The following is a 22345-nucleotide window of genomic DNA, read 5'->3' as shown; positions in this document are numbered from 1 at the left end:
CATGGCGTGGGATTACGACAAGGACCGTGAGGGCAAGTACCACTCCGAGGCGCACAAGGCCGATGCCGAGACCAGGCGTCGTGCCGACCGCAAGCGCAAGGCCCGCAAGCGCAACAACGACGTCGCCGACTTCGACCGGATCAACTGGGACGCCTACGGCCACGAGCAGCTCTTCGACATGGTCATGTCGGCCGACCCGGCGACCATGGGCGACCGCGCCACGCGCTGGTCGGACCTGTCCGGCCAGATCAACGAGACCACCGGCCGGGTGCAGAACATCGTGCAGGGCCTGCTCGGCACGTGGCGCGGCCCGGCCGCGGTGCGCGCGGGCGAGGCCAACACCCTGCTCACCCAGTGGGCCGACGAGGCGGGCCACCGCGCCGCGCGCGTCGGCAAGGGCCTGTCGCAGTACATGGACGCCGTGGTCCAGGCGCAGGTGAAGATGCCGGACCCGGTCTTCTACTACGCCGAGAAGAACTTCATGGCGGGCTACGACGTCAAGGCCACCGACGGCCCGAGCGCCGCGATCATGCTCAAGCAGCTCACCGACGACCAGCAGCCCAGCCTGGAGAAGCGCAACGCGGCCAAGGCCGAGGCGGTGCGGGTGATGCGGGCGTACGGCAGCGAGAGCCAGGACGTGCACACCGCGCTGCCCCAGTTCCAGGACGCGCCCGCCCCCCAGCCAGGCACCCAGACGCCGACGACGCCTCGACCCGGGCCAGGCCCGGGCGGCGCGGGCCCCGGCGGCGCAGTGCCGCCTGGTGGCCCCGGCTCGGTTCCGCCTGGCGGCGGCACGGGTCCGGGCGCGGGCGGGTCGACGGGCACGTCGCCGAGTCCCATCCCGAACGGCACGGTCGCCGCCGGGTACGCGGACGGCTTCGGCCCGAACTTCGGCCAGGGCTACGGCAGCGGCACGGGCTATGGCGCGGGCGGCTACGGCTCCGGCGCGGGCGGCGGCTTGTCCGGCTCCGGTGGCCTGGCCGCGGGCGCGGACTCCGCCCGCGGTGGCGGTGCCTTCGCGGGCGCGGGCGGCCTGGCCGCGCGTGGTGCCGCGGCGGCCGCCGAGGCAGGCGCGGCCAGGGGTGCTGGCGGCGGCGCGGGCGGCATGTACCCGCCGATGGGCGGCGCGGGCGGCACGCGGGGCAGCGACGACGACGAGCACAAGAACAAGTACGACGACGGCCTCGACCTGTTCGACGACCTCCCACCCGCCTACCCGCCGGTATTCGGCGCGTGACCGGCTACACCACCGATCCAGGCGAACTCCGGGCGGCGGCCGCCCTGCTGACCACCGTCTCCGACGGTGTGGCCGCCGCCCGGCTCGACCCCGCGCTCAGCTCTCGGCTGGGTCCGGGCAGGCTCGGCGCGGTGGCCGCGGCGTTCACCGCCGACTCCCAGGACGACCTGGCAGCCACCGCCGACACCCTGGCCGGTGGCGCCGAGCTGCTCACCGCCGCCCACCGGGCCTACACCGACACCGACGACGAGGCCGCCGCCGCCATCACCCGCCTGGGCGAACGATGACTACCGGCGCCCGGTGGACCCGCGCTGACGGCTACGGTCAGGGCGTGACCACGCTCGCCGTTCGAGGTCGGGGTTCGCGAGGTCGGTCGTGAGCGGGTTCCGCGGGCTCGGCGTCGATCCGACGCCCGGCGACCCGGATTCCGTGGTCGCCGCGGCCGCGGAGTACTCGACGGCCGCGGAGGCGTTGGGCCAGGTCGATTCCGCGCTGCGGCGCGTTGGCGAGGCCACGGAATCCTGGGGCGGTCCGGCGGCCGACAGCTTCGCCGCTCGGCTGGCCGCCCTGCCCCCCGACCTGGACGAACGCGCGACGACCCTGCGTCGAGCGGCCGAAGTGCTCGCCACCTGGGCGCAAACCCTTGCGGGCAACAAGCGCACCGCCGACGAGCTGGACGCCGCCGCCGTCGCCCTGCGCAAGCGGATCAGCGCCGCCCAGGACGATCTGCACGACAAGCGCAACGCCCTCGACCTCGCCGCGACCCCGGTGACGGCGGCCACCGCAGGCATCGACCACGCCGCCGCCGAGGCCGCGCTCACCGGCCTGGAGACCCGCCTCGACGAGGTGCTCGGCCGGGCCCGCGCGCTCGCCGACGATCACCAGCGGGCCGCGGACGCCGTGGCCGACGAGCTCGCCGCGCTGAGCCGGGGCGACCTGGCCCAGCCGGACCGCTCCGGCCAGGACTTGGTCCGGTCGGTCGGCGGGTTCCTCAACCGGGCGTCCGCCATGTCCAGCGCACTGGCCGGGCTGCTCGCCCCACCGCCGACCGGCGTCCCGATCCCGCGCGGCGGCGCGGCGGCGGCGGTCACGGCCATGGCGTCGGGCGGCGGCCACGACCAGGAGCTGGTCATCTTCGGGGAGACCCCGCTCACCGGCCCGAGCCGCCGGTGAAGCTGGCCGCCATCGCGGGGGTCACGCCGGTGTCCCTGCAGTCCCCGGAGCACACCGAGCGGGAACTCGCCGCGCTGATGGTCACCGCGCGCGGGCCGGAGTCATCGCACGACCCGGGCGTCCTGCTCGCCGCGCGGGAGGCGGCCGAACTGGCCCACGCGAACGGCGCCGGACTGGTCGCGGTCGTGGCACACGCGGGAGCCGACCCGGCGGTGCTGGTCGGCACGGTCGTGGTCGCCGACCAGCCGCACGGCCCCGACACCGCCGCCGACCTGCGCCACTACCTCGCGGACGCGGGCGGGCCGGACATCCAGGAGGTCACCGAGTCCCGCACCGAACACGGCTACCCGGTGGTCATCGCCGAGCGCATCCTGGTGGCCGACCCGCTGCGGACCGGACCGCCGTCGGGGTGCCAGCTCCAGGCGGTCGTCATCGAACCGGACGGGCGCCGGATGGCGGTGTTCACCCTGCACTCGGTGACCGGGCGCGGCTGGCTCGACCTCGCCGCCGTCCTCGGCAGGCTGGTCTCCTCGGTCGACTTCGCCGCGCCCGTCGTCGCCGCGCGCGCCCCGTGGTCGCCCGCGGACGGCTCACTGCGCTAGTTCACGCTAGGAGCTTCTCCCGGTAGTCGCGCGGGGTCTCGCCGACCACCTTGCGGAACGTGCGGGAGAAGTGGGCGGCGTTGGCGAAACCGCACCGCTTGGCGATCTCCCCGATGCCGCGCACGGCGTGCGCCGGGTCGGCCAGCAGTTCCTTGGCCTGATCGATCCGCAGCGCGCGGATGCGGCCGGACACGCCGTCGCCGTCGTCGAAGAGCTGGTAGAGCCTGCGCCGGGAGATGAACAGCGCGTCGGCGATGCGTTCGGCGGTGAGCCCCGGGTCCGCGAGGTGCTCCCGGATGTACTCGACGGCGGCCCGGCGGCGGGTTGCCAGGGCGTCGGCCCGGTCGAGTTCGGTGCGCAGGGCGCTGCGCAGAACCAGCTCGGCGAGGCCGGTCAGGTACGCCTTCACCCCGTGCGGGTCGAGCGCGTCGCCCGCGGTGACCAGGTGCGCGACCGACGCGGTGAACAGCGCCTGCAGCGCCCGCCCGATCGGCACCGGCTGGAACAGCAGCGGCCGCAGCTCGCCGAAGCTGATCGACAGCTTGTGCGTGGCCACCGTCAGCAGCACCACCCCCTGCCGCTCGCCGGGGTGGGCCCGCAGCGCGCACTCGGGGAAGGTCAGGCTGACACCCTGCGGCGGCAGGAATCTCGGCAGGTTCGCCCGCATCAGCACCTGCACCTGCTCCGGGTCGGCCTTGGCGCGCGCGCCCCGCGCGGCGACGTCCATCGCCTGGCGGGCGGCGCTGGCACCCGAGGCCCGCACCACGAGATACCCCGCGGCCACCTCTTCGGCGTCGGCGGGGTCGGGCGTCGCCTGCTGGCCCAGCACCTGGGACAGCGCGGCGAACGCGGTCGGTACGCGGCGGGCTGTCACCGCCCCCACAGTAACGACCGAGGGTGGCTTTCCGCTGCGGAAAGCCACCCTCGGGTATCGCGGGAAACGACTAGTCGTTCTCGGCCGACATGGTCTGCCACTTCTCCCAGGACACGGCCCAGTCGTAGTAGTCGCCGTCTTCGGCGCCGAGTTGCTGGGTGCTGCCGGTGATCTCCACGGGATCGCCCGGCAATACCGTGTCGAAATAGATCTTGGCGTTCGCGGGGGCGAGGTTGATACAGCCGTGCGAGACGTTCTGCTTGCCCTGCGCGTAGATGGACCCGGCATAACCGTGCACGAACTCGCCGTTGTTGGAGATTCGGATCGCCCACGGCACGACGACGTTCGAGTAGCCGTACTTCGGATTGGTCATCCCATAGCTGGCGTGCTTGGACATCACCACGTGGATACCGCTCTTGGTGACTCGGCCCGGGTCGGACTCCAGGCCGTAGCTGGCCGGGAAGTCCTGCGTCTGCACACCATCGGTGATCACCACCAGCCGGTGGGTCTGCGTGTCGCCCTTCACCACCTGGTGCCTGCCGATGGTGAACGACGACGACACGTCGTTCTTGCCGTAGGAGCCGCCGCCGAGCGCGACGCCGTAGACCTTGGCGGTGACGGTGACCTTGGTGCCCGGCTTCCAGTACTCCTTCGGCCGCCAGTGCACGCGCTGGTCGTCCAGCCAGGCCCACGCGCCCTCGGTGTCGACCGAGGTCTCGACCTTGAGTGCCGCCTGCGCGGTGACGCGGTCCTTGACCGGCGCGTCGAAGGTGAGCGCGATCGGCATCGCGATGCCGTAGGTCTGGTCGTCGCCGGTGTTGAGGGTGGCCTTGACCTGGCGCTTGGGCTTGGCGGTGGCGAACGCGCCGGTGAGCGACACGGTCTTGCCGTCGGTGCCGACCGCGGTGCCGGACCAGGTGTAGGTCTTGCCGTAGCCCAACTGCTCCGTGACAGCCCAGGACCTCTTGTCCGCGGCGAGTTCCCCCTTGACCTGCCTGCCATCGGCGTTGGTCAGCGTGACCTGCTGGAGCGTGCCGTTGGCGACGGCCATGGTGATCGGCCCGGCCGGGCCGACATCCTTGGCGTCGGCGGCGGGGGAGGCGGTGATCTCGGCGGGAAGCTGGGCGCTGTCGGCCCGGCCCGGCACCGCGTTCGCGTTGCCGCTGGTGCAGCCGCTCAGCGCGAGCGTCGCCACCAGCCCGGCACCGAGCAGTGCGACGGAGAACCACCGTCGTTGCGAGTGCTTGCGCTTGTCCATGTCCGCTCCCTTCCCCACCGCTTGTGACACCAATAACGACGCCAGGGAGGGACCCCGCGTTGGCTCGCAGCGTGTGTGATCCACGTCACTTTCAATGGACACGGGCGGATCTCGGAGAGCGACTCGATCAATTCGGAGCGTATTGATCCAGATCACCCGCTTGGACTAGTCGAGCGCCCGTCAGGCAGTAGTGCGGCCTGCGGCGAGCCGATACTCTTTGCCCTGCAGGCCGTAGCTTCTGTGTTCGTGCTTCCACGCTCGCGGAACGAAAACGCGGGCGCGCTGCTTTTGTCGTCGCAATAGGCGGCAGGCACCGTCCGAGGGCGGCCCGGGGCTGCACGGCGCAGCCTCATGCTCCTGCGATGGAGGCAGGTATATGGCACAGGGCACTGTCAAGTGGTTCAACTCCGAGAAGGGCTTCGGATTCATCGCGCAGGACAACGGCGGTGCCGATGTCTTCGTGCACTACTCGGAGATTCAGGCCAAGGGTTTCCGCAGCCTTGAGGAAAACCAGCGAGTCGAGTTCGAGGTCGGCCAGGGCACCAAGGGGCCGCAGGCCCAGAACGTCGTCCCGCTGTAGCCGTACCCGCGCGAGAGCCCCGGCCGGGCGGCCGGGGCTCTCGTCGTCTCGGGGTGTGGTGGGGCGGTCAGGAGCGCTGGAGCTGCTGGGACTCCCAGTCGAGCCGCTGCATGACCCATTCCTGGGCGAGCGCCATCGGGGAGGTCTGCCGGTAGGCGGCCAGTTCGCGCAACTGCTCGTTGGCCATCAGCGACAGCCGGAGCTGGTAGACCTGCGCGCCGCCGAACCGCCTGCCGGAGCCGGTGGTCTCCGGGTCGCCATCCGGCGAGAGCGCGGCAAGGTAGGACTCCAGCTCGTCGTCGGGCAGCAGTTCCTCGCTCTGCTCGCGCTGTGCGGTGCGGTGACGCCCGGTAGAGGTGCCGACCGCCTTGACGTCGTCGGTACGGCTGCGTCCGAAAGAGGGAAAAGGCACCGGAACAGGGTAACGAATCGGTTGCATGGCCGCCGCCACTGTGACCGGCGACACACTGCACGATCGAGTGGGACCACCGCTGACCTGCGGACATGGAGAGGCCCCCGCGCCAGGGGGAGGAACGCGGGGGCCGGAGGGGATCTCCACAGGCGCTGACCGGGGGTGTGTCAGCACCACGATTGTTGCACGCGCATCCGCCGCGCGGGAGGGGCAGAAGTGGGAAAAATCGAGAGAAATGTTCACCTGAAGTTCCCCTTGTGTAGTGCCATTTCACGCGCAGGCGCGCACCGTTGGGTCCGGCAGGGAGACGGCGCAATCAACCGCGTCCATTCGAGTGAGTGGACCTTGGGTGAACTCTGGTCGACTCACGGCCCTGGTTGGGGAACTCGTCACAGACCGCTACCGACCGTGCAGCACGGTTCACTCTCCGGGGGGCTGTGGGCGCCGGGCGTTCTCTCATAGCCTCACGCCAAACAAGAGTCGGGGAGGCGTTATGAACGGTGCACTCGAAGTGCGAACCTTTCTCTTGCAACAGGACAGCCTGGGGGCCTCAAGCCAATTCACGACCGGAGTGCCCGCACCCCGGTCGGGCGACTCGTCCCGGGTCTCCCACGAGCAGGTCCACCGAGCTCGGCTGGCCGTCGCGAACGGCGCCACCGACGCGGCCGACTGTCGCGAACTGCTCGAAATGCTCGGCCTGGTCGAGGGAGAGGACGGCCTCCCGCCAGTCCGCCGCTGACTTCCGCGACGCGCCCGAACGGACCCCGGCCAGGCGATTCCGGGGCCGTTCCGGCACCCTCGCCCGTTCGTCACGGAACGTGACCCTCGCATCCCGTGCGGGGGTCACCCCCATTTCTCCCCTAGCCGCGCAGCGAAAACCCGCCGTCGGACACCAAGGTCTGCCCGGTGACCCACTGGCCCGCGTCCGACACCAGCCACTCGACCAGGTCGGCGGTGTCGGCGGGCGTACCCCACCGGCCGAACGGCGCCGCCGCGGCCACCCGCGCGCGAGCCTCGTCGTCCGCGTACCCGGTGTCGACCGGGCCCGGGTTGACGCAGTTGACCGTGATCCCGTGCGGCGCCAACCCGGCCGCGAGGCTCGCGGTCACCTGCTGCAACGCCCCCTTGCTCACGATGTAAGGAATCTCACTCGGCATCGGCCCCAGGTGCTGACCTGAGGTGAACAGCACGACCCGCCCGCCCGGCCGCCCCCGCTCGCGCACCTCCGCCAGCCGCCGCGCCAGCAGCACCGACCCCCGCACGTTCACCGCGAACGACGCGTCCAACTCGGCCGCCGTCACCGCGAACAAGTCCTGCATGCTGCTGCGCGCGTGCACCGCCACCACGATGTCGACCCCGCCGAACCGCGCCACCGCCGCGTCCACCACCGCGGCGGGCGCCGCCGGGTCCGCCAGGTCGGCGGACAGGTGCTCGACCTCGCCCGACCCCGCGGGCAGCTCCGCCCGCAACCGCTCGACCACGCCCGCCGCCCCCAGCGGATCCGCACCCCACGGCTGCGCCGCGTCATGCGTCTCCCACGACTGGACCAGCACCCCCGCGCCCGCCGCCGCCAGCCGGGCCGCCACCGCGTAGCCGATCCCGACCCGCCTGCTCACCCCCGTCACCACCGCGACCCGTCCCCGCAAAGTTCCCGCCATACCGGCGACCCTGCGGCCCACAGCCGCGGACCGCAACCTGTTTTCCCAGTTGGGAGGCCGTTGGGGATACCCGTTTTGGACCTTCCGCCGCCGTGCCCTAAGCTATGCCTTGCTCCCAGCGAACACCGAACCAGCAAGCCCGGTGCCTCTGGAAGCGCAGTCGATCGGTCCGCCCGAGATTGGTCGGGCTCCCATCGTCTAGCGGCCTAGGACTCCGCCCTTTCAAGGCGGCAGCGCGGGTTCGAATCCCGTTGGGAGCACGGAAGAGCGGTACCTTGGGAAGTAGTATCTCAAGGAGCAGTACCTCAAGGCCCTGTGGCGCAGTTGGTTAGCGCGTCGCCCTGTCACGGCGAAGGTCGCGGGTTCGAGTCCCGTCAGGGTCGCTTGCTTTGGCGGACCCATGTCCACGGAAAGCGTGGACATGGGCGCTCGCCGAAGCATTGGGGGGGCGACCCCCCCAAACCCCCCACGGTGCGGCGGGTCGCTGAATCAGCGTGGTTTCTGTTGCGGACCAGATGGTAGGTGGTTTGCTGTGGTGGGGGTTTGTTGTTTGGCCAGGTAGCTCAGTTGGTATGAGCGACCGCCTGAAAAGCGGTAGGTCGGCGGTTCGACCCCGCCCCTGGCCACCACAGTTGAGCAGGGAAAACGCCCCTCCCATGATCGGGAGGGGCGTTTTTCGTCTCGGTTCTCGTCTCAGGTGCCCCAGAGGGACCCGCGAGTTGGAGCGCCACGCTGTCCCGAATCGACGCGGTGACGTGCTGGTAGCGCTTCGTCATGCTGCTGTTCGACCACCCCATCAGCTCCATGACGACGCGCTCGGGTACCCCGAGCAGAAGTAGGACGGTCGCGGCCGTGTGGCGCGTCGTGGAGCCTGGCTCTCGCGCGCCCGCCTCGGTGAGCAGTGACAGCCACTCGTTCCGGTCCATGGTCGGGTCGATGAAGGCACGCGCCCCACCTCACCCGCCCCAATGTTCCAGCCGTCCTAGACCAGTGGATCAGCGAACGAGCTTCTGGAACTCCTGTGTGGTCAATCCCGCCTGTAGCAGGATTGATGCGAGCGTTCCGCGAGCAACGGTGCGGTGAAGCGGCACGATGGTTCGTTGGCCGTCGGGATGGCGCAGCTTGGCGTGGCTGCCCTTGGTGGACACGTGCTCGAACCCGGCCCGTTCCAGTGCGGCCACGACTTGCTTGCCGGACAGATGCGAGAGTGCGGGGCTCACGCGGGAATGCGCACGTCGACCGACGTCACCAGCGGGTGCACCATGGCTGGGGGCGCTGGCTCGTCCTCGAAGTAGAGTTCTAGGGCTTCACGGAGGTTGGCAAGGGCTTCCTCTACCGTCTCGCCCTGGCTGGCTACCTCGACCTCAAGGCAACGGGAGACGTACCACTCGCCATCTCGGGTGACGGTGGCGGTGAAGGTGACCGGGGTCGACATACGCCCAGCGTACGGCGTCGCAGCGGGAGCAGGCTACCTCACGGGGCTTCGCGCTCCGTCTCAGTCCTGGTCCGTCCAGGCAGTTGCAGGTGACGCACAGTTGCGTCCCACCAGGGCGAACGTCGCGTGGAACGTGCCCGAACGGACGAGAGTAGACGTGAAAGCGGTAGGTCGGCGGTTCGACCCCGCCCCTGGCCACCGAGTGTGACATGTGTCGTGGTAGCGGCTCTCCCTGGTGGGAGGGCCGCTTTTTCGTGTGTGTGGGGGTGGTTGGGGGGCTACGGACAGTGGACGTGGGTGATCTCCGACGGGGCGGGGAGGGGGACGGGTTATCAACAATCTAACCCTCTGTGTAACGGTGCCGGGGAAGCAAACGAATCAGGTATCGCAGCCAGGGTTCGATCGCAGCAGCTCGGACAGTTGGCTCACCTAGACATTCGACCAAGGCAAGGGGCTCCCGGGGACGCCCCCGCGCCCGCGCATGCCCGATCCGGCCGAACCAGGGGATACACGATGCGTCACCTAGTTGGGTTCCCGCGCCGAAGATCAACGATGTGGCCCGCGCCAACAGGCGTGCGGCGAGCCCGAGGGGTCCGCCGCGACCTGCCCATAGGTGAACCGTCCTTCCCGCCGGTGGCGGGCTGGGAACCGCGGTATCGCAGCGGCGTCATCCTCGGCGACCTGCTCGCCGCGCTGATCGGCGTCGTGGTCGTGGGCGGGATCGTCGCCAACTACGCCGACCCCGGCGGCCCGGTCGTCGGCCTCGTCGGACTGGCCACCTTCGCGGTGCTGGTCGGCTCCCTGATGGTCAACCGGGTGTGGCACCTGGCGGTCCTCGGCCAGGGCGCGGAGGAGTTCCGCAGGCTCGGCCGCGGGTTCGTCGCCGCGGCCGTCGTGCTGGCGCTGGGCGGCCTGCTCTTCGACATCACCCAGATCCGGCCGTGGGTGTTCCTCGTGGTCCCCGCGACCGCGCTGATCGCCTTCCCGCTGCGCTACGCGCTGCGCCAGCTCCTGCACCGGGCCCGCCGCGAGGGCGGCTGCCTGCTGCCGGTCATGGCCGCTGGCAGCCTCGACACCGTCGGCGACCTGATCACCCGCACCCGGGCCGCCTCCCACCTCGGCTGGCGGGTCGACGCGGTCTGCACCGCCGACGGCCTCGGTGACGGCGCGCGCGAACTCGCGGGCGTGTCCGTGGTCGGCGAACTCGGCGACCTGGCCACCCAGGCCCGCCGTGGCGGCTACCGCATCGTCGCGGTCACCCCCGACCCGTACTGGACGCCCAAGCGGCTCCAGCAGCTCGCCTGGAACCTGGAGGGCAGCGGCGCGGAGATGGTCGTCGCGCCCGTGTTGATGGAGGTCGCCGGTCCCCGGCTGCACGTGGACGCCGTGCTCGGCATGCCGCTGCTGCGGGTCACCTCGCCCTCGTTCACCGGCGTCCGGCGGATGATCAAGGACGTGGTCGACAAGGTCGGCTCCGGCCTGCTGATCGCCCTGGTCTCGCCGCTGATGCTGGCGGTCGCGCTGGCGATCAAGGTCGACACCCGCGGCCCGGTGTTCTACCGCCAGCGTCGCGTCGGCAAGGACGGGCGCGAGTTCACCATCATCAAGTTCCGCACGATGGTGACCAACGCGGACAAGCTGCTCACCGACCTGGTCGACCGCAACGAGGGCGCCGGCGTGCTGTTCAAGATGCGCAGCGACCCGCGGATCACCCGGGTCGGGTCGATCCTGCGCCGGTACTCCATCGACGAACTGCCCCAGCTCCTCAACGTGCTCGCCGGCCCCATGTCGCTCGTGGGCCCCCGGCCGCCGCTGCCGGAGGAAAGCGCCCGCTACGCGCCCGACGTGCGCCGCAGGCTGCTGGTGAAGCCGGGCCTCACCGGGCTCTGGCAGGTCAGCGGGCGCAGCGACCTGCCGTGGGAGGAAGCGGTCCGGCTCGACCTGCGCTACGTCGAGGACTGGTCGCTAGCCCTCGACGCGGTGATCCTCTGGAAGACCTTCCGGGCCGTGTTCAGCGGCCAGGGCGCCTACTGATCCACCCCCGCGGCACGACCGGCGCAGGGGCCGATCGGCGCGGCGGCGTGACGCACGACGAAGGGACGCTCAGCGTGGGACCGATGGGCTGGCGGTTTTCGGCGCCGGGTAGCGGGGGCGCTCGTCGAGGCGCGGACACTAGTGCGGCGACCACGAACGTTCACCGCGTTCGACAGGCCCACGACGCGCCTGACGGCACCGCAGAAAAGACCAAGTACGTCCAGTACGAGCATCTTTCCCGCGACACCGCCAGCCCCGCCGTGAACCAGCCGACCACGGCAAACGCTCGTGGCCACCGCACCAGCGGGCCCGCCCGGCCGGTCGCGGTGGTGATCGTGACCTACAACAGCGCCGCCGTCATCGCCGACTGCCTGCGCGCGCTGCCCGCCGCGCTGGCAGGCGCGGGCGAGACGCGGGTGATCGTGGTCGACAACGCCTCCACCGACGGCACCCCCGAGGTGGTCTCCGCGACCGACGGCGACGTCAAGATCGTGCACCGCACCGACAACGACGGCTTCGGCGCGGGCGTCAACGACGGCATCGCGCACGCCGCGGGCTGCGACGTGCTGGTGCTCAACGCCGACATCCGGCTCTCCCCCGGCTCGGTGGCCGCGCTGCGGGCCGCCGTGCGCCCCGGGGTGGGCGTCGTCGCGCCGAAACTGACCGATGTGGACGGTCGGGTGCAGCACTCGCTGCGCCGGACGCCGACCGCGCTGCGCAGCCTCGGCGAGGCCGTGCTCGGCGGCGCCCGGGCCGGGCGCTATGGCCCGCTCGGCGAGACCGTGACCCACCCGCGCGCCTACGAGCGGGCGGGCACCGCCGACTGGGCCACCGGGGCGGCCTGGCTGATCACCCGCGACTGCCTCGACGTGATCGGTGTCCTGGAGAACCGCTTCCTGCTCTACTCCGAGGAAACCGACATCATGCTCCGCGCGGGCGCCGCCGGGTTCGCCGTGTACTACGAGCCCGCCGCGCACGCCGTGCACCTGGGCGGCGAGTCGGTGACCTCGCCGAAGCTGTGGTCGCTGCTGGTGGCCAACAAGGTCCGGCTGCACCGCGAGCGGTACGGCCGGGCCGCGGCCGCGCGCATGCGGCTGGCCCTGCTGATCGACAACCTGCTGCGCGCGCTGCGCGGATCGCCGACGCACCGGGCGGCGCTGCGCGGCCTGGTGCGGCTGCGCGAGTGGCCCGAGCCACTGTCCACACCGGACTGGTCTGCCTCGGGCGAGGCGCCCCCGTACGTGTGCTTCTCCGCGCAGGACTGGTGGTACCACAACCAGGCGCACTCCGACTTCCAGCTCATGCGCCGGGTCGCCGAGCACCGCAAGGTGCTGCTGGTCAACAGCATCGGCCTGCGGATGCCGACCCCGGGCAAGAGCACCCAGTTCCTGCGCCGCATCCTGCGCAAGGCGGGCAGCGTGGCCAAGCTGGTCCGCCGCCCGCTGCCGGACGTGCCCGGCTACCACGTGATGACCCCGCTGCCGATCCCGTTCTACGGCAGCCCGGCCGTGCGCAGGCTCAACGCGGTGCTGGTGCGTGCCCAGGTCCGCGCGGTGTGCGCGGTGCTGCGGATGCGCGCGCCGGTCGTGGTCGCCACGATCCCCACCGCATGGGACGTGGTGGAGCCGATGGCGCGCCGGGGTCTGCTCTACAACCGGTCCGACCGGCACTCCGCGTTCCCGGAGGCCGACCAGGCGACCATCCTGGGCCTGGAGAACAAGCTCCTCGCGGGCGCCGACCACGTGCTCTACGTCAGCCGCGAGCTCCAGTCCGAGGACGCGCACGCCACCGGCGAGCGGGCGCACTTCCTCGACCACGGCGTGGACCTGCAGCACTTCCGCCGCCGGACCGAACTGCCCGCCGACCTCGCGCGCCTGCCCGGCCCGCGGATCGGCTTCTTCGGCAGCCTCGACGACTACCTGGTCGACTTCGACCTGCTGGAGCGGATCGCGGCCGAGTTCCCGGACGCGTCGCTGGTGCTCGTCGGCGACGCCACGATCGACATGGACCGCTTCGCCAAGTACCCCAACGTGCACTGGCTCGACTTCAAGCCCTACGCCGAGATCCCGGGCTACGGGTCGGGCTTCGACGTGGCGATCATGCCGTGGCTGGACAACGACTGGATCAAGCACGCCAACCCGATCAAGCTCAAGGAGTACCTCGCGTTGGGGCTGGCCGTGGTCAGCACCGACTTCCCCGAGGTGCGCCACTACGCCGACCGGATCAGAATCGCCGAGCGCGGACACGACGGGTTCGTCGCGGCCGTCCGGGCCACCCTCGCGGACGGCGGACTGTCCACTTCGGACGCCCGGCGCGAGTCGGTGCTGCCTGCGTCCTGGGACTCCCGGGCGCGGCAACTGATGGACCTGGCCGAGAGGCAGCGCCGGTAATGTGCGGAATCGCGGGCGTGCGACGCCTGGACGGTGCCCCGGTCGACCCGGGCCTGCTCGCCGAGATGGCCAAGCGGCTGCACCACCGCGGCCCGGACGACGCAGGCACGTGGCTCGACGGCGCCGTCGGCTTCGCGCACACCCGGCTGTCGATCATCGACCTCGGCTCGTCGGTGCAGCCGATGGCGAGCCACGACGGGCGCAAGCACGTCGCGTTCAACGGCGAAATCCTCAACTACCGGCAGCTCCGGTCCGAATTGGACTATCCCTATCGGACCGGCGGGGACACCGAGACGCTGCTGGCGCTGTACGAGAAGCACGGCGTCGACGGCGTGGACAAGCTGCGCGGCCAGTTCGCCTACGCCCTGCACGACGCCGACCGCGGCGAGCTGCACCTGGTGCGCGACCGGCTCGGCATCCTGCCGCTGTACTACTACCTCGACGCCGAGGTCTTCGCGTTCGCCTCGGAGATCAAGGCGCTGTTCCCGGCCATCGGCGCCCGCGAGGTCGACCGGGCGAGCCTGCACGACTACCTCGCGCACCGCTCGGTCCCCGCGCCGTACACGCTGGTCCAGGGCGTGCGCAAAGTGCCGCAGGGCCACCGGCTCACCCTCGGCCGCGACGGCCAGGTCCGGCTGCGCGCGTACTGGCAGCTCCCTGAGCGCACGCGGCCTCGCGAGTGCACCCCCGACGAGGCGGTCCGGCTGGTCGGCGACGCCCTCGACGCGTCCATTCAGGACGCTCTGGTCGCGGACGTGCCGGTCGGCGCGTACCTCTCCGGCGGCATCGACTCCAGCCTGATCTCCGCGCTGACCGCGAAAGTCCGCGGCGGCGAGGGGCTGCACACGTTCGCGGCGGGCTTCGGCGATCCGCGGGTCGACGAGCTGGACTGGGCGCGCAAGGTCGCGGGCATCGTCGGCAGCGAGCACCACGAGGTGATCGTCACCGCCGGGGATTTCAAGGACTCGTGGGCCAAGCTGAGCTGGCACCGCGACGCGCCGCTGTCCGAACCCGCGGACGTCGCCGTGTTCCGGCTCGCCGAACTGGCCCGGCGCGAGGTCAAGGTCGTGCTGTCCGGCGAGGGCAGCGACGAGCTGTTCGGCGGCTACCCGAAATACCGCTACGCCGCGGCCACCCGCTGGGCCGGGCTCGTGCCCGCCGCGGTGCGCGGTGCCGTGCTGCCCCGCCTCGACCGGGCGCTGCCCGCGTCCCGCGCCCGGCTCGGCGTCGCGGTCCGGGCGCTGGCCGAACCCAGTGCGGGGGAACGGATGCGCGGCTGGTTCGCGCCGTTCACCGAGCGCGAGCGGGCGGCGCTGCTCGGCGGCCCGGCCGTGCGCACCGCGCTGGGCCCGTACCAGCGCGGCCGCGGGGATGCGTTGCGCCGCATGCTCTACGCCGACTCGCACGCCTGGCTCGCCGACAACCTGCTCGAACGCGGTGATCGGATGTCGATGGCAGCCTCGCTGGAGCTGCGCCCGCCGTTCCTCGACCACCGGCTGGTCGAGCTGGCGTTCTCCCTGCCCAGCTCGGTGAAGGTCCGCAAGGGCGTCACCAAGTGGGTGGTCAAGGAGGTCGCCCGGCGGCACCTGCCCGACGACGTGGTCGACCGGGCCAAGTCCGGCTTCAAGGTTCCGCTCGACGCGTGGTTCCGGGATGGGTTGCGCGACATGGCAAACGACCTGCTCACGGGTCCGGCGTCGTTCGTGGCGGGGGTGCTCGAACCCGTTGCCGTCCGCAAGTTGCTGGCCGAGCACGAGGCGGGCACCCGCAACGAGCAGCCCCGGCTGTGGACGCTGCTGTCGCTGGAGGTCTGGCACCGCGAACTGCTCCGCAGTGCGTAGCTCGACTACCCACGGTCACCGACCGGGCCGGTTCAGTCGGACTGGGCCACCTGGTGCCGAATCACCGGCTGATGCCCGGTCCGGGACCAAATCCCCTTCCCCCAATAGGGGTAACGAGCCGGGTTGTAGTGGCGATTAGTAGATGAATCGGCCGTATCGCACTGTCTTACGTTCGCCTATCGGTGCCGCTCCTGCTACCTGTTCACTACATACGGTTACTGACCGTGGAGGCTCGAAATGGACCGTGCGATACACGACGCACGCGGTCGGGGGCGGACGGTGCGTGGACTGCGCGCCGGACTGGCGGGAGTACTGGTCGCGATAGGACTACCGGTCCTGTTGGCGCCACCGGCATCGGCCGGGCCGTGCGACGCGCCGACCAACCCGGTGGTGTGTGAGAACTCCAAGCCGGGCACCCCGCGGGACGACTGGTTCATCGAGAGCCAATACGGCAGCATCGAGGGCTTCGCCACGCAGACGAGCGTGCAGCCCGGTGAGCGGCTCGACTTCAAGATCAAGACGCCGAGCAACAGCTACTTCATCGACATCGTCCGACTCGGCTACTACCAGGGCACCGGCGGCAGGCGGCAGGCCACGCTGAGCCCGTCGGTGCCGCTGCCGCAGAACCAGCCGCTGTGCGCGTACCAGTCCAGCAGCGGCATGGTCGACTGTGGCAACTGGACGGTGTCGGCGAGCTGGTTCGTCCCGAGCACCGTCGTGCCGGGTTTCTACGTCGCGAACTTCGTCCGCAACGACGGCGCGGGCGCCAGCCAGTATCCGTTCGTGGTGCGCAACGACTCGTCCACCTCGGACATCGTGATCCAGACCTCCGACCAGACCTGGCAGGCGTACAACAAGTACGGCGACCGCGACGGCATCAACGAGTACAACACATACGAGGGCGGCTTCAGCGGTTCACCGGACGGGCGCGCGTTCAAGGTCAGCTACAACCGGCCCTACCGCAACGCGGGCACCGGGAACTTCCTCAACGCCGAGTACCCGCTGATCCGCTTCATGGAGCGCAACGGCTACGACGTGAGCTACCTGTCCGGTGTGGACGTCACGCGCAACCCGAACCTGTTGAAGAACCACAAGGTCTACATCTCCTCCGGCCACGACGAGTACGTCAACGCCACCCAGCGCGCGGGCATCGAGGCCGCCAGGGCCGCGGGTGTGCACCTGATGTTCCTCACCGGCAACACCATGTTCTGGAAGACCCGGTTCGAGAACTCGATCGACGGCTCGAACACCGCGCTGCGCACCATGGTCTGCTACAAGGAGACCAAGGCGCCCGGCGGCGCGAAGATCGACCCGAATCCGGCGTGGACCGGAACCTGGCGCGACCCGCGGCAGTCCCCGCCATCGGACGGCGGACGCCCGGAGAACGCGCTGACCGGCACCCTGTTCTACGTCAACGGCTACCGCGCCGACTCCATCCAGGTCCCGGCGTCCTACGGCCGCAACCGCTTCTGGCGCAACACTGCCATCGCCACCGCGACCGGCACCACCACCCTGCCCGCAGGCACGCTGGGCTACGAGTGGGACAGCGACCCGGACAACGGGTTCCGGCCCGCCGGCTCGGTGCCGATGTCGGACACCACCGTGACCGTCGATGATGGACAGTTGCTGCTGGACCACGGCCACCTCTACGGCGGCGGCCCGGCGAACCACAAGCTGACGCTGTACCGCGACCAGGTGAGCAAGGCGCTGGTGTTCAGCGCGGCCACCGTGCAGTGGTCCTGGGGCCTCGACGCCGACCACACCTTCCCGTCCGGTTCGCCGCCGACCGCGCCGACCAGCCCGGCGATGCAGCAGGCCACCGTCAACCTGTTGGCGGACATGGGCGCCCAGCCGCGCACGCTGATGGCGGGCATCACCCCCGCGGTCAAGGGCACCGACGTGACCGGCCCGACAGTCACGGTGAACGCGCCGGCCAACGGCTCGACGGTGCCTGCGGGCACCCCGCGCGTGATCAGCGGCACCGCGGTCGACGTGGGCGGCGGCAAGGTCGGCTCGGTCGAGGTGTCCGTCGACGGCGGCGCCACCTACCACCGTGCCACCGGCCTGGACACCTGGACCTACAACTGGACGCCGAGCGTGCTCGGCCCGGTGACGATCAAGGTCCGCGCCTCGGACGACGGCGCGTCGATCGGCAACACGGTGACGATCAACGTCACCGTCGGCGCCCAGCAGTGCCCGTGCACCGTCTTCGGCAACCAGGCACCGTCCATTGTGGACGGCGGGGACACCGCGGCGATCGAGGTCGGCACCAAGTTCACCACCTCGGTGAACGCCACCGTGACCGGCGTGCGCTTCTACAAGGCGACCACCAACACCGGCTCCCACACCGGTTCGCTGTGGTCCTCGGCCGGTCAGCGGCTGGCCACCGGAACCTTCTCCGGGGAGAGCGCGTCCGGCTGGCAGACGCTGAACTTCGCCACCCCGGTGCAGATCCGCTCCGGCCAGGCGTACATCGCCTCCTACACCGCGCCCAACGGCCGCTACTCGGTCGACCCAGGGTTCTTCAACGGCAAGGGTGCGGGCATCGTTCCGCTGACCGCACCCGCCACCGGCGCGGTGCCGGGTGGCAACGGCGTGTTCCGCTACGGCGCGGGCTTCCCGGACAGCTCCTTCAACGGTGGCAACTACTGGGTCGACGTCGTCGTCACGACCGACACCGCGGACAACATCCCGCCGGTCGTCAACTCGACCTCGCCGCCGAGCAACGCCACCAACGTGTTCCTCGACGCCAGTGTCTCGGCCGTCTTCAACGAGGCCGTCGACCCGAACAGCGTGCAGTTCACCGTGCAGGCGGGCGGAAACCCGGTCGCGGGCACCGTGAGCGTGGACGACAAGACGGTCACCTTCAGCCCGACCGACCTGCTGCCCGCGAGCACACTGCACTCGGTGTCGCTCAACGCCACCGACGGCTTCGGCAACCCGCTCGCCGCGCCCCGCACGTGGAGCTTCACCACCGGCACGAACCTCGGACCGTGCCCGTGCAACCTGTTCAAGACGCGCACCCCGGCCGTGGTCGACGCGGGCGACGCCAGTGATGTCGAACTCGGCGTCAAGTTCTCCGTGGCCGCCAACGCGACGGTGACCGGCGTGCGGTTCTACAAGTCGTTCGCCAACACCGGCACGCACACCGGTTCGGTGTGGACCACCAGCGGGACCAGGCTCGCCACCGGCACGTTCACCGGGGAGACCGCCTCCGGTTGGCAGACCTTGACTTTCGCTGCCCCAGTGCAGATCCAGGCTGGCCAGACCTACGTCGCCTCCTACCGCACGCCGACCGGGCACTACTCCGTCGACAGCGCCTACTTCGCCACCCAGGGCGCCGGTCGGGGCGTGCTCACCGCGCCCACCTCGCCCGCGTCGGGCGGCCAGGGCGTCTACGTCTACGGCGGCGGATTCCCGTCGAGTTCCTTCAACGCCAACAACTACTGGGTCGACGTCACCGTCGACACCCAGGGCGCGGACACCACGTCGCCGACGGTGACCTCCACCAGTCCGACCGCGGGCGCGACCGGCGTGTCCACCGGCACCGGCATCACCGCCAACTTCTCCGAGGCGATCAACCCGGCCTCGCTGCAGATGACGGTGACGCAGGTCGGCAACGGCGTGGTCAGCGGCACCGCCCAGGTCGCGCCGGACGGGCGCAGCGTCACCTTCGCGTCCACGTCGGCCTTGGCGGGCAACGCCCAGTTCAGCGTGAGCGTGCGGGCGACCGACCCGCTCGGCAACCAGATGGCGACGCCGTTCACCTGGACGTTCACCACCGGTGCCGCGGGCACCTGCCCGTGCACATTGTTCCGGGCGACGGACACGCCCGCCAACTTCGCCGTCGACTCGACCGTCGAACTCGGCATGCGGATCAGGCCCGCGCAGAACGGCTGGATCACCGGCGTCCGGTTCTACAAGCCCCCGGCCGACCCCGGCACGCACACCGGATCGCTGTGGACCAACGCGGGCGGCCTCCTCGCCACCGGCACGTTCAGCGGCGAGACGAGCAGCGGTTGGCAGACGCTCACCTTCGCCGCGCCCGTCGCGGTGACGGCCGCAACGACCTATGTGGTGTCCTTCTGGGGCTCCGCGGGTCGCTACGGCTACACCACGCAGTACTTCACCGGCGATCAGGTCAACGGCCCGCTGACCGGTCCCGCGACCACGGGCGCCGCACCCAACGGCGTCTATCAGTACGGCGGCGGCGGCGCGTTCCCGAGCGGGTCCGGTAACGGATCGAACTACTGGGTCGACGCAGTGTTCGCAACGACTCTTCCGTAGGGAGCCCTGTCTGTGGCCAGCGTCGATGTGGTCATTCCGTGCTACAAGTACGGGTCGGTGCTGCCGACCGCCGTGCGCAGCGTGCTCGACCAGCCGGACGTCGACGTCCGGGTGCTGGTAATCGACGACGCGTCCGGCGACGGCAGCGCCGAGGTCGCCCGCGCCCTGTCCGATGTGGACAGTCGGGTGACGGTGGTGGAGCACGAGCGGAACAAGGGGCACATCGCCACCTACAACGAGGGTCTGCTGGAGTGGGCCAGCGCGGACTACTGCGCACTCCTGTCCGCCGACGACGCGCTGACCCCCGGCGCCCTGCGGCGGGCGACCCGCCTGCTCGACGCGCACCCGGAGGTCGGATTCGTCTACGGCAGGCCCGTCCACTGGGACGGCAGCGCGCCGCTGCCGCCCGCCCGCACGGCCGACCGGGGCTGGACTGTCTACAACGGACTGTCCTGGCTCCGCCGCCGCTTCGCCCTGGGTGATGGCTGCATCACGTCGCCGGAGGTGGTCGTGCGGACGGCACTGCAACGCGAACTCGGCGGCTACGACCCGGAACTGCGGCACACCGGCGACATCGAGATGTGGATGCGCTTCGCCCTGCACGCCGACGTCGGCTACCTGCGCGGCGTCGACCAGGCGTACTACCGGGTACACGGCGAGAACATGTCGGCCGCGTACTACGCCTCCGTCGTCGCCGACCTGCGCCAACGGCTCGCGGCGTACAGCGCGGTGATCGACCGCGCCAACGGCCAGTTGCCGGACAAGGACTCCCTCGACCGCCAAGTCCGCCGCGTCCTGGCCCGCGACGCGCTGCGCCGCGCGGGTCGAGCGTTCGACAAGGGCCGCGCGGAGATCGAACCGGTCGCCGAACTGGTCGACTTCGCCCGAGAGGCCGCGGGCGCCGTAGACGACCTGCCGGAGTGGCACACGCTGCGGTTGCGGCAGCGGCTCGGAGCGCGCCGCGCGAAAGCGTTGGCGCCGCTGGTGTTGACCGCTCCCGCGCGCCGGATTCGGCGCCATGTGCGGGAACTGCGCTGGCAGCGCAGCGGTATCTGACTTCCGAATGGAAAAGAAGCCGCCTCCGGGACCACGGTCCTGGAGGCGGCTGTCCGCGTGGGGATCAGGAGAGCGCGAACTTCGATTCGGCCGCCAGCCTCGCCAATTGCGCCACCGTCAACGGCTGCTCCGCCAATCCTGGCAGGTCGGTCATCCAGTACGCCTTCGACTGCGCGACGGCGACGGTTGTGCCGTCGGGGTGGCGATAGGCGGCCCACTGGTCGAAGCGGTCGTCATCGGGCTTGGTGATCACGCCGACCTGCTTGCCGTCGACGTCGAAGAGTTGACACTCGCCGCCGACGCCCCAGAAGCTCTTGATGAGAGCGCAGCTCTCGCCTTCGTCCTTGTTGCCCGCGATGTGCACCTCGACCATGAGCTTGCCCCACTTGTCGGCGAAACCCAGGGGCATCGCGGCCTGGTACTCCCAGATCTGCTTGCCACCGACCTCGTCGGCGAACTGGGCCTGGTGGCCGCGCAGCTCGCCTGCGAACTCCGGGTTCGCGGGCTTCAGGTCCGTCGGCGTCTCGAACCCCTCGGGCGCCGACGCGGTGAGCAGGTCGAGCAGCTCCAGACCCTTGGCGTGCCTGGGGCCCTGGCTGGCGGTGCGGTCGGTCTGCCCGTCCGGCCACGACGTCTTCGTACTCGACGGATCAGTGCTCGGCGGAGGGGGAGTCGTCTGCACGGGCCGGGTCGTGGTGATGCCCCCGGCGGCCACGCCGACCTGAGGGGAGCCGCCGGTGAGTCCGGGCAGCACGACGGCGCCAGCCGTGATCACCGCGACCGCCGCCGCGGTGCCCGCACCAGCCCAGGCGGCCCGCCTGCGCCGCAGGGCCCGCTGCGCGGTGTCGAGCATCTCGGAGCCGTTCATCGACGGCGGCGGTTCGGCCGTGCTCATCGCGCCGCGCAGGGCGTGGCGGAGGTCCTGCTCGTTCATGGTGTCCCTCTCAGAACGTGACGGTGGGGGTGGGGAGCAGGTCGCGCAGGTGTTGCAGGCCACGGGAGGACTGACTCTTCACGGTGCCCGTCGAGCACTTCATCGCCTGCGCGGTCTCCTCCAGGGAGAGGTCTTCCCAGTACCGCAGGACCAGTGCGGTGCGTTGGCGTGCGGGCACTCTGGCCAGTGCCTGCAGCAGAACCAGCCGATCCTCCGGGCTGCCCTGACCGGGAGCGGCGCGGTCGGCGGGCTCGTCGGTCACCTGTTCCCGGCGGAAGAACCCGCGGCGGGTCTCGTCGAGGAAGGTGCGGACGAGGATCTGCCGGGTGTAGGCGTCGAGCCTGCCGTGCTCGGCGATCCGGTTCCAGACGCGATAGAGCTTGACGAACGCCGTCTGCACCAAGTCCTCGGCGCGGTGCCAGTCGCCGCACAGCAGGTATGCCGTGCCGCGCATGACGTTGGCCCGCGTCGCGAAATAGTCGGCGAAACCTTGGTCGCGGTCATCCATCGAACCCCCTGGGTGCGTAGCTACGCGGTAATCACGCTCGCACACCCTCGCCAGGTTGCACGCGGA

The 22345-nt window shown here is 70.8% G+C and carries 19 protein-coding genes, 3 tRNA genes and 1 pseudogene; 14 read left to right on the top strand and 9 right to left on the bottom strand.

Going from position 1 to position 22345, the window contains the following annotated elements:
- The first annotated feature begins 1 nt into the window (after position 1).
- From ACT4N7_RS12675 to ACT4N7_RS12660, 4 genes are all read left to right on the top strand, one after another.
- On the top strand, positions 2-1237 hold the full coding sequence (locus ACT4N7_RS12675) for a WXG100 family type VII secretion target (RefSeq protein ID WP_444828862.1): 1236 nt from the start codon (positions 2-4) through the stop codon (positions 1235-1237).
- On the top strand, positions 1234-1524 hold the full coding sequence (locus tag ACT4N7_RS12670) for a hypothetical protein (protein ID WP_444828861.1): 291 nt from the start codon (positions 1234-1236) through the stop codon (positions 1522-1524). Before ACT4N7_RS12675 ends, ACT4N7_RS12670 begins: the two co-directional genes overlap by 4 nt.
- An 88-nt stretch (positions 1525-1612) precedes the next feature.
- Positions 1613-2410 (top strand): hypothetical protein, encoded by a 798-nt coding sequence (locus ACT4N7_RS12665; protein ID WP_444828860.1) that lies wholly within the window; start codon positions 1613-1615, stop codon positions 2408-2410.
- Positions 2407-3012, top strand: coding sequence for a hypothetical protein (locus ACT4N7_RS12660; RefSeq protein ID WP_444828859.1), 606 nt, complete (start codon positions 2407-2409; stop codon positions 3010-3012). The genes ACT4N7_RS12665 and ACT4N7_RS12660 overlap by 4 nt, the downstream gene beginning before the upstream one ends.
- A 1-nt stretch (position 3013) precedes the next feature.
- Here the strand turns inward: ACT4N7_RS12660 and ACT4N7_RS12655 are convergent, their stop codons facing one another.
- Positions 3014-3886, bottom strand: coding sequence for a helix-turn-helix transcriptional regulator (locus tag ACT4N7_RS12655; protein WP_444828858.1), 873 nt, complete (start codon positions 3884-3886; stop codon positions 3014-3016).
- A gap of 70 nt (positions 3887-3956) precedes the next feature.
- Complete coding sequence (locus tag ACT4N7_RS12650; RefSeq protein ID WP_444828857.1) at positions 3957-5144, bottom strand: L,D-transpeptidase; 1188 nt, start codon at positions 5142-5144, stop codon at positions 3957-3959.
- Between the two features lie 376 nt (positions 5145-5520).
- Between ACT4N7_RS12650 and ACT4N7_RS12645 the strand changes: the two genes are divergently transcribed.
- Positions 5521-5724, top strand: a complete 204-nt coding sequence (locus tag ACT4N7_RS12645) for a cold-shock protein (protein ID WP_444828856.1) — start codon at positions 5521-5523, stop codon at positions 5722-5724.
- A 67-nt stretch (positions 5725-5791) separates the two neighbouring features.
- On the opposite strand, the gene ACT4N7_RS12640 is transcribed toward ACT4N7_RS12645, so the two are convergent.
- Entirely contained in the window at positions 5792-6136 is a 345-nt protein-coding gene (locus ACT4N7_RS12640) for a hypothetical protein (RefSeq protein ID WP_444828855.1), read from the bottom strand.
- A 571-nt stretch (positions 6137-6707) separates the two neighbouring features.
- Between ACT4N7_RS12640 and ACT4N7_RS12635 the strand changes: the two genes are divergently transcribed.
- Positions 6708-6875: a hypothetical protein gene (locus ACT4N7_RS12635; protein WP_444828854.1), complete on the top strand. Its 168-nt coding sequence runs from the start codon at positions 6708-6710 to the stop codon at positions 6873-6875.
- Positions 6876-6996: 121 nt separating this feature from the next.
- On the opposite strand, the gene ACT4N7_RS12630 is transcribed toward ACT4N7_RS12635, so the two are convergent.
- On the bottom strand, positions 6997-7794 hold the full coding sequence (locus ACT4N7_RS12630) for an SDR family oxidoreductase (RefSeq protein ID WP_444828853.1): 798 nt from the start codon (positions 7792-7794) through the stop codon (positions 6997-6999).
- A 187-nt stretch (positions 7795-7981) separates the two neighbouring features.
- On the opposite strand from ACT4N7_RS12630, the gene ACT4N7_RS12625 reads away from it, so the two are divergent.
- The 3 genes from ACT4N7_RS12625 to ACT4N7_RS12615 all read left to right on the top strand — a co-directional run bounded on the left by ACT4N7_RS12625 (position 7982) and on the right by ACT4N7_RS12615 (position 8423).
- A tRNA-Glu gene (locus tag ACT4N7_RS12625) sits at positions 7982-8054 on the top strand.
- Between the two features lie 49 nt (positions 8055-8103).
- Positions 8104-8177: transfer RNA gene (locus ACT4N7_RS12620), tRNA-Asp, on the top strand.
- A gap of 169 nt (positions 8178-8346) precedes the next feature.
- Positions 8347-8423, top strand: a tRNA-Phe gene (locus ACT4N7_RS12615).
- A gap of 174 nt (positions 8424-8597) precedes the next feature.
- Here ACT4N7_RS12615 and ACT4N7_RS12610 read toward each other — a convergent pair.
- From ACT4N7_RS12610 to ACT4N7_RS12600, 3 genes and pseudogenes are all read right to left on the bottom strand, one after another.
- A pseudogene (locus ACT4N7_RS12610) lies at positions 8598-8720 on the bottom strand (site-specific integrase); the annotation flags it as partial.
- 69 nt (positions 8721-8789) lie between these two features.
- The gene (locus ACT4N7_RS12605) at positions 8790-9014 is read right to left on the bottom strand and encodes a type II toxin-antitoxin system HicA family toxin (protein ID WP_444828852.1); all 225 of its coding nucleotides are present in this window, start codon (positions 9012-9014) and stop codon (positions 8790-8792) included.
- The gene (locus ACT4N7_RS12600) at positions 9011-9229 is read right to left on the bottom strand and encodes a type II toxin-antitoxin system HicB family antitoxin (protein ID WP_444828851.1); all 219 of its coding nucleotides are present in this window, start codon (positions 9227-9229) and stop codon (positions 9011-9013) included. The genes ACT4N7_RS12605 and ACT4N7_RS12600 overlap by 4 nt, the downstream gene beginning before the upstream one ends.
- A 552-nt stretch (positions 9230-9781) precedes the next feature.
- Between ACT4N7_RS12600 and ACT4N7_RS12595 the strand changes: the two genes are divergently transcribed.
- From ACT4N7_RS12595 to ACT4N7_RS12575, 5 genes are all read left to right on the top strand, one after another.
- Complete coding sequence (locus ACT4N7_RS12595; RefSeq protein ID WP_444828949.1) at positions 9782-11263, top strand: sugar transferase; 1482 nt, start codon at positions 9782-9784, stop codon at positions 11261-11263.
- A 260-nt stretch (positions 11264-11523) separates the two neighbouring features.
- The gene (locus ACT4N7_RS12590; protein ID WP_444828850.1) at positions 11524-13653 is read left to right on the top strand and encodes a glycosyltransferase; all 2130 of its coding nucleotides are present in this window, start codon (positions 11524-11526) and stop codon (positions 13651-13653) included.
- The gene (gene asnB / locus ACT4N7_RS12585) at positions 13653-15494 is read left to right on the top strand and encodes an asparagine synthase (glutamine-hydrolyzing) (protein WP_444828849.1); all 1842 of its coding nucleotides are present in this window, start codon (positions 13653-13655) and stop codon (positions 15492-15494) included. The genes ACT4N7_RS12590 and asnB overlap by 1 nt, the downstream gene beginning before the upstream one ends.
- A gap of 279 nt (positions 15495-15773) precedes the next feature.
- A complete protein-coding gene (locus ACT4N7_RS12580) occupies positions 15774-19781 on the top strand; it encodes a DUF4082 domain-containing protein (RefSeq protein WP_444828848.1) in 4008 nt (1335 codons plus the stop codon).
- Positions 19782-19793: 12 nt separating this feature from the next.
- On the top strand, positions 19794-20837 hold the full coding sequence (locus tag ACT4N7_RS12575; protein ID WP_444828847.1) for a glycosyltransferase family 2 protein: 1044 nt from the start codon (positions 19794-19796) through the stop codon (positions 20835-20837).
- Between the two features lie 64 nt (positions 20838-20901).
- Here ACT4N7_RS12575 and ACT4N7_RS12570 read toward each other — a convergent pair whose 3' ends face one another.
- Together ACT4N7_RS12570 and ACT4N7_RS12565 are read right to left on the bottom strand one after the other, a co-directional pair.
- The gene (locus tag ACT4N7_RS12570; RefSeq protein ID WP_444828846.1) at positions 20902-21771 is read right to left on the bottom strand and encodes a hypothetical protein; all 870 of its coding nucleotides are present in this window, start codon (positions 21769-21771) and stop codon (positions 20902-20904) included.
- 10 nt (positions 21772-21781) lie between these two features.
- Entirely contained in the window at positions 21782-22279 is a 498-nt protein-coding gene (locus ACT4N7_RS12565; RefSeq protein ID WP_444828845.1) for a SigE family RNA polymerase sigma factor, read from the bottom strand.
- Between the last annotated feature and the right edge of the window lie 66 nt (positions 22280-22345).

It is taken from the genome of Actinokineospora sp. (genome assembly GCF_052390155.1).
Lineage (GTDB): Bacteria > Actinomycetota > Actinomycetes > Mycobacteriales > Pseudonocardiaceae > Actinokineospora.
This window is presented reverse-complemented; position numbering and strand designations above follow the sequence as displayed.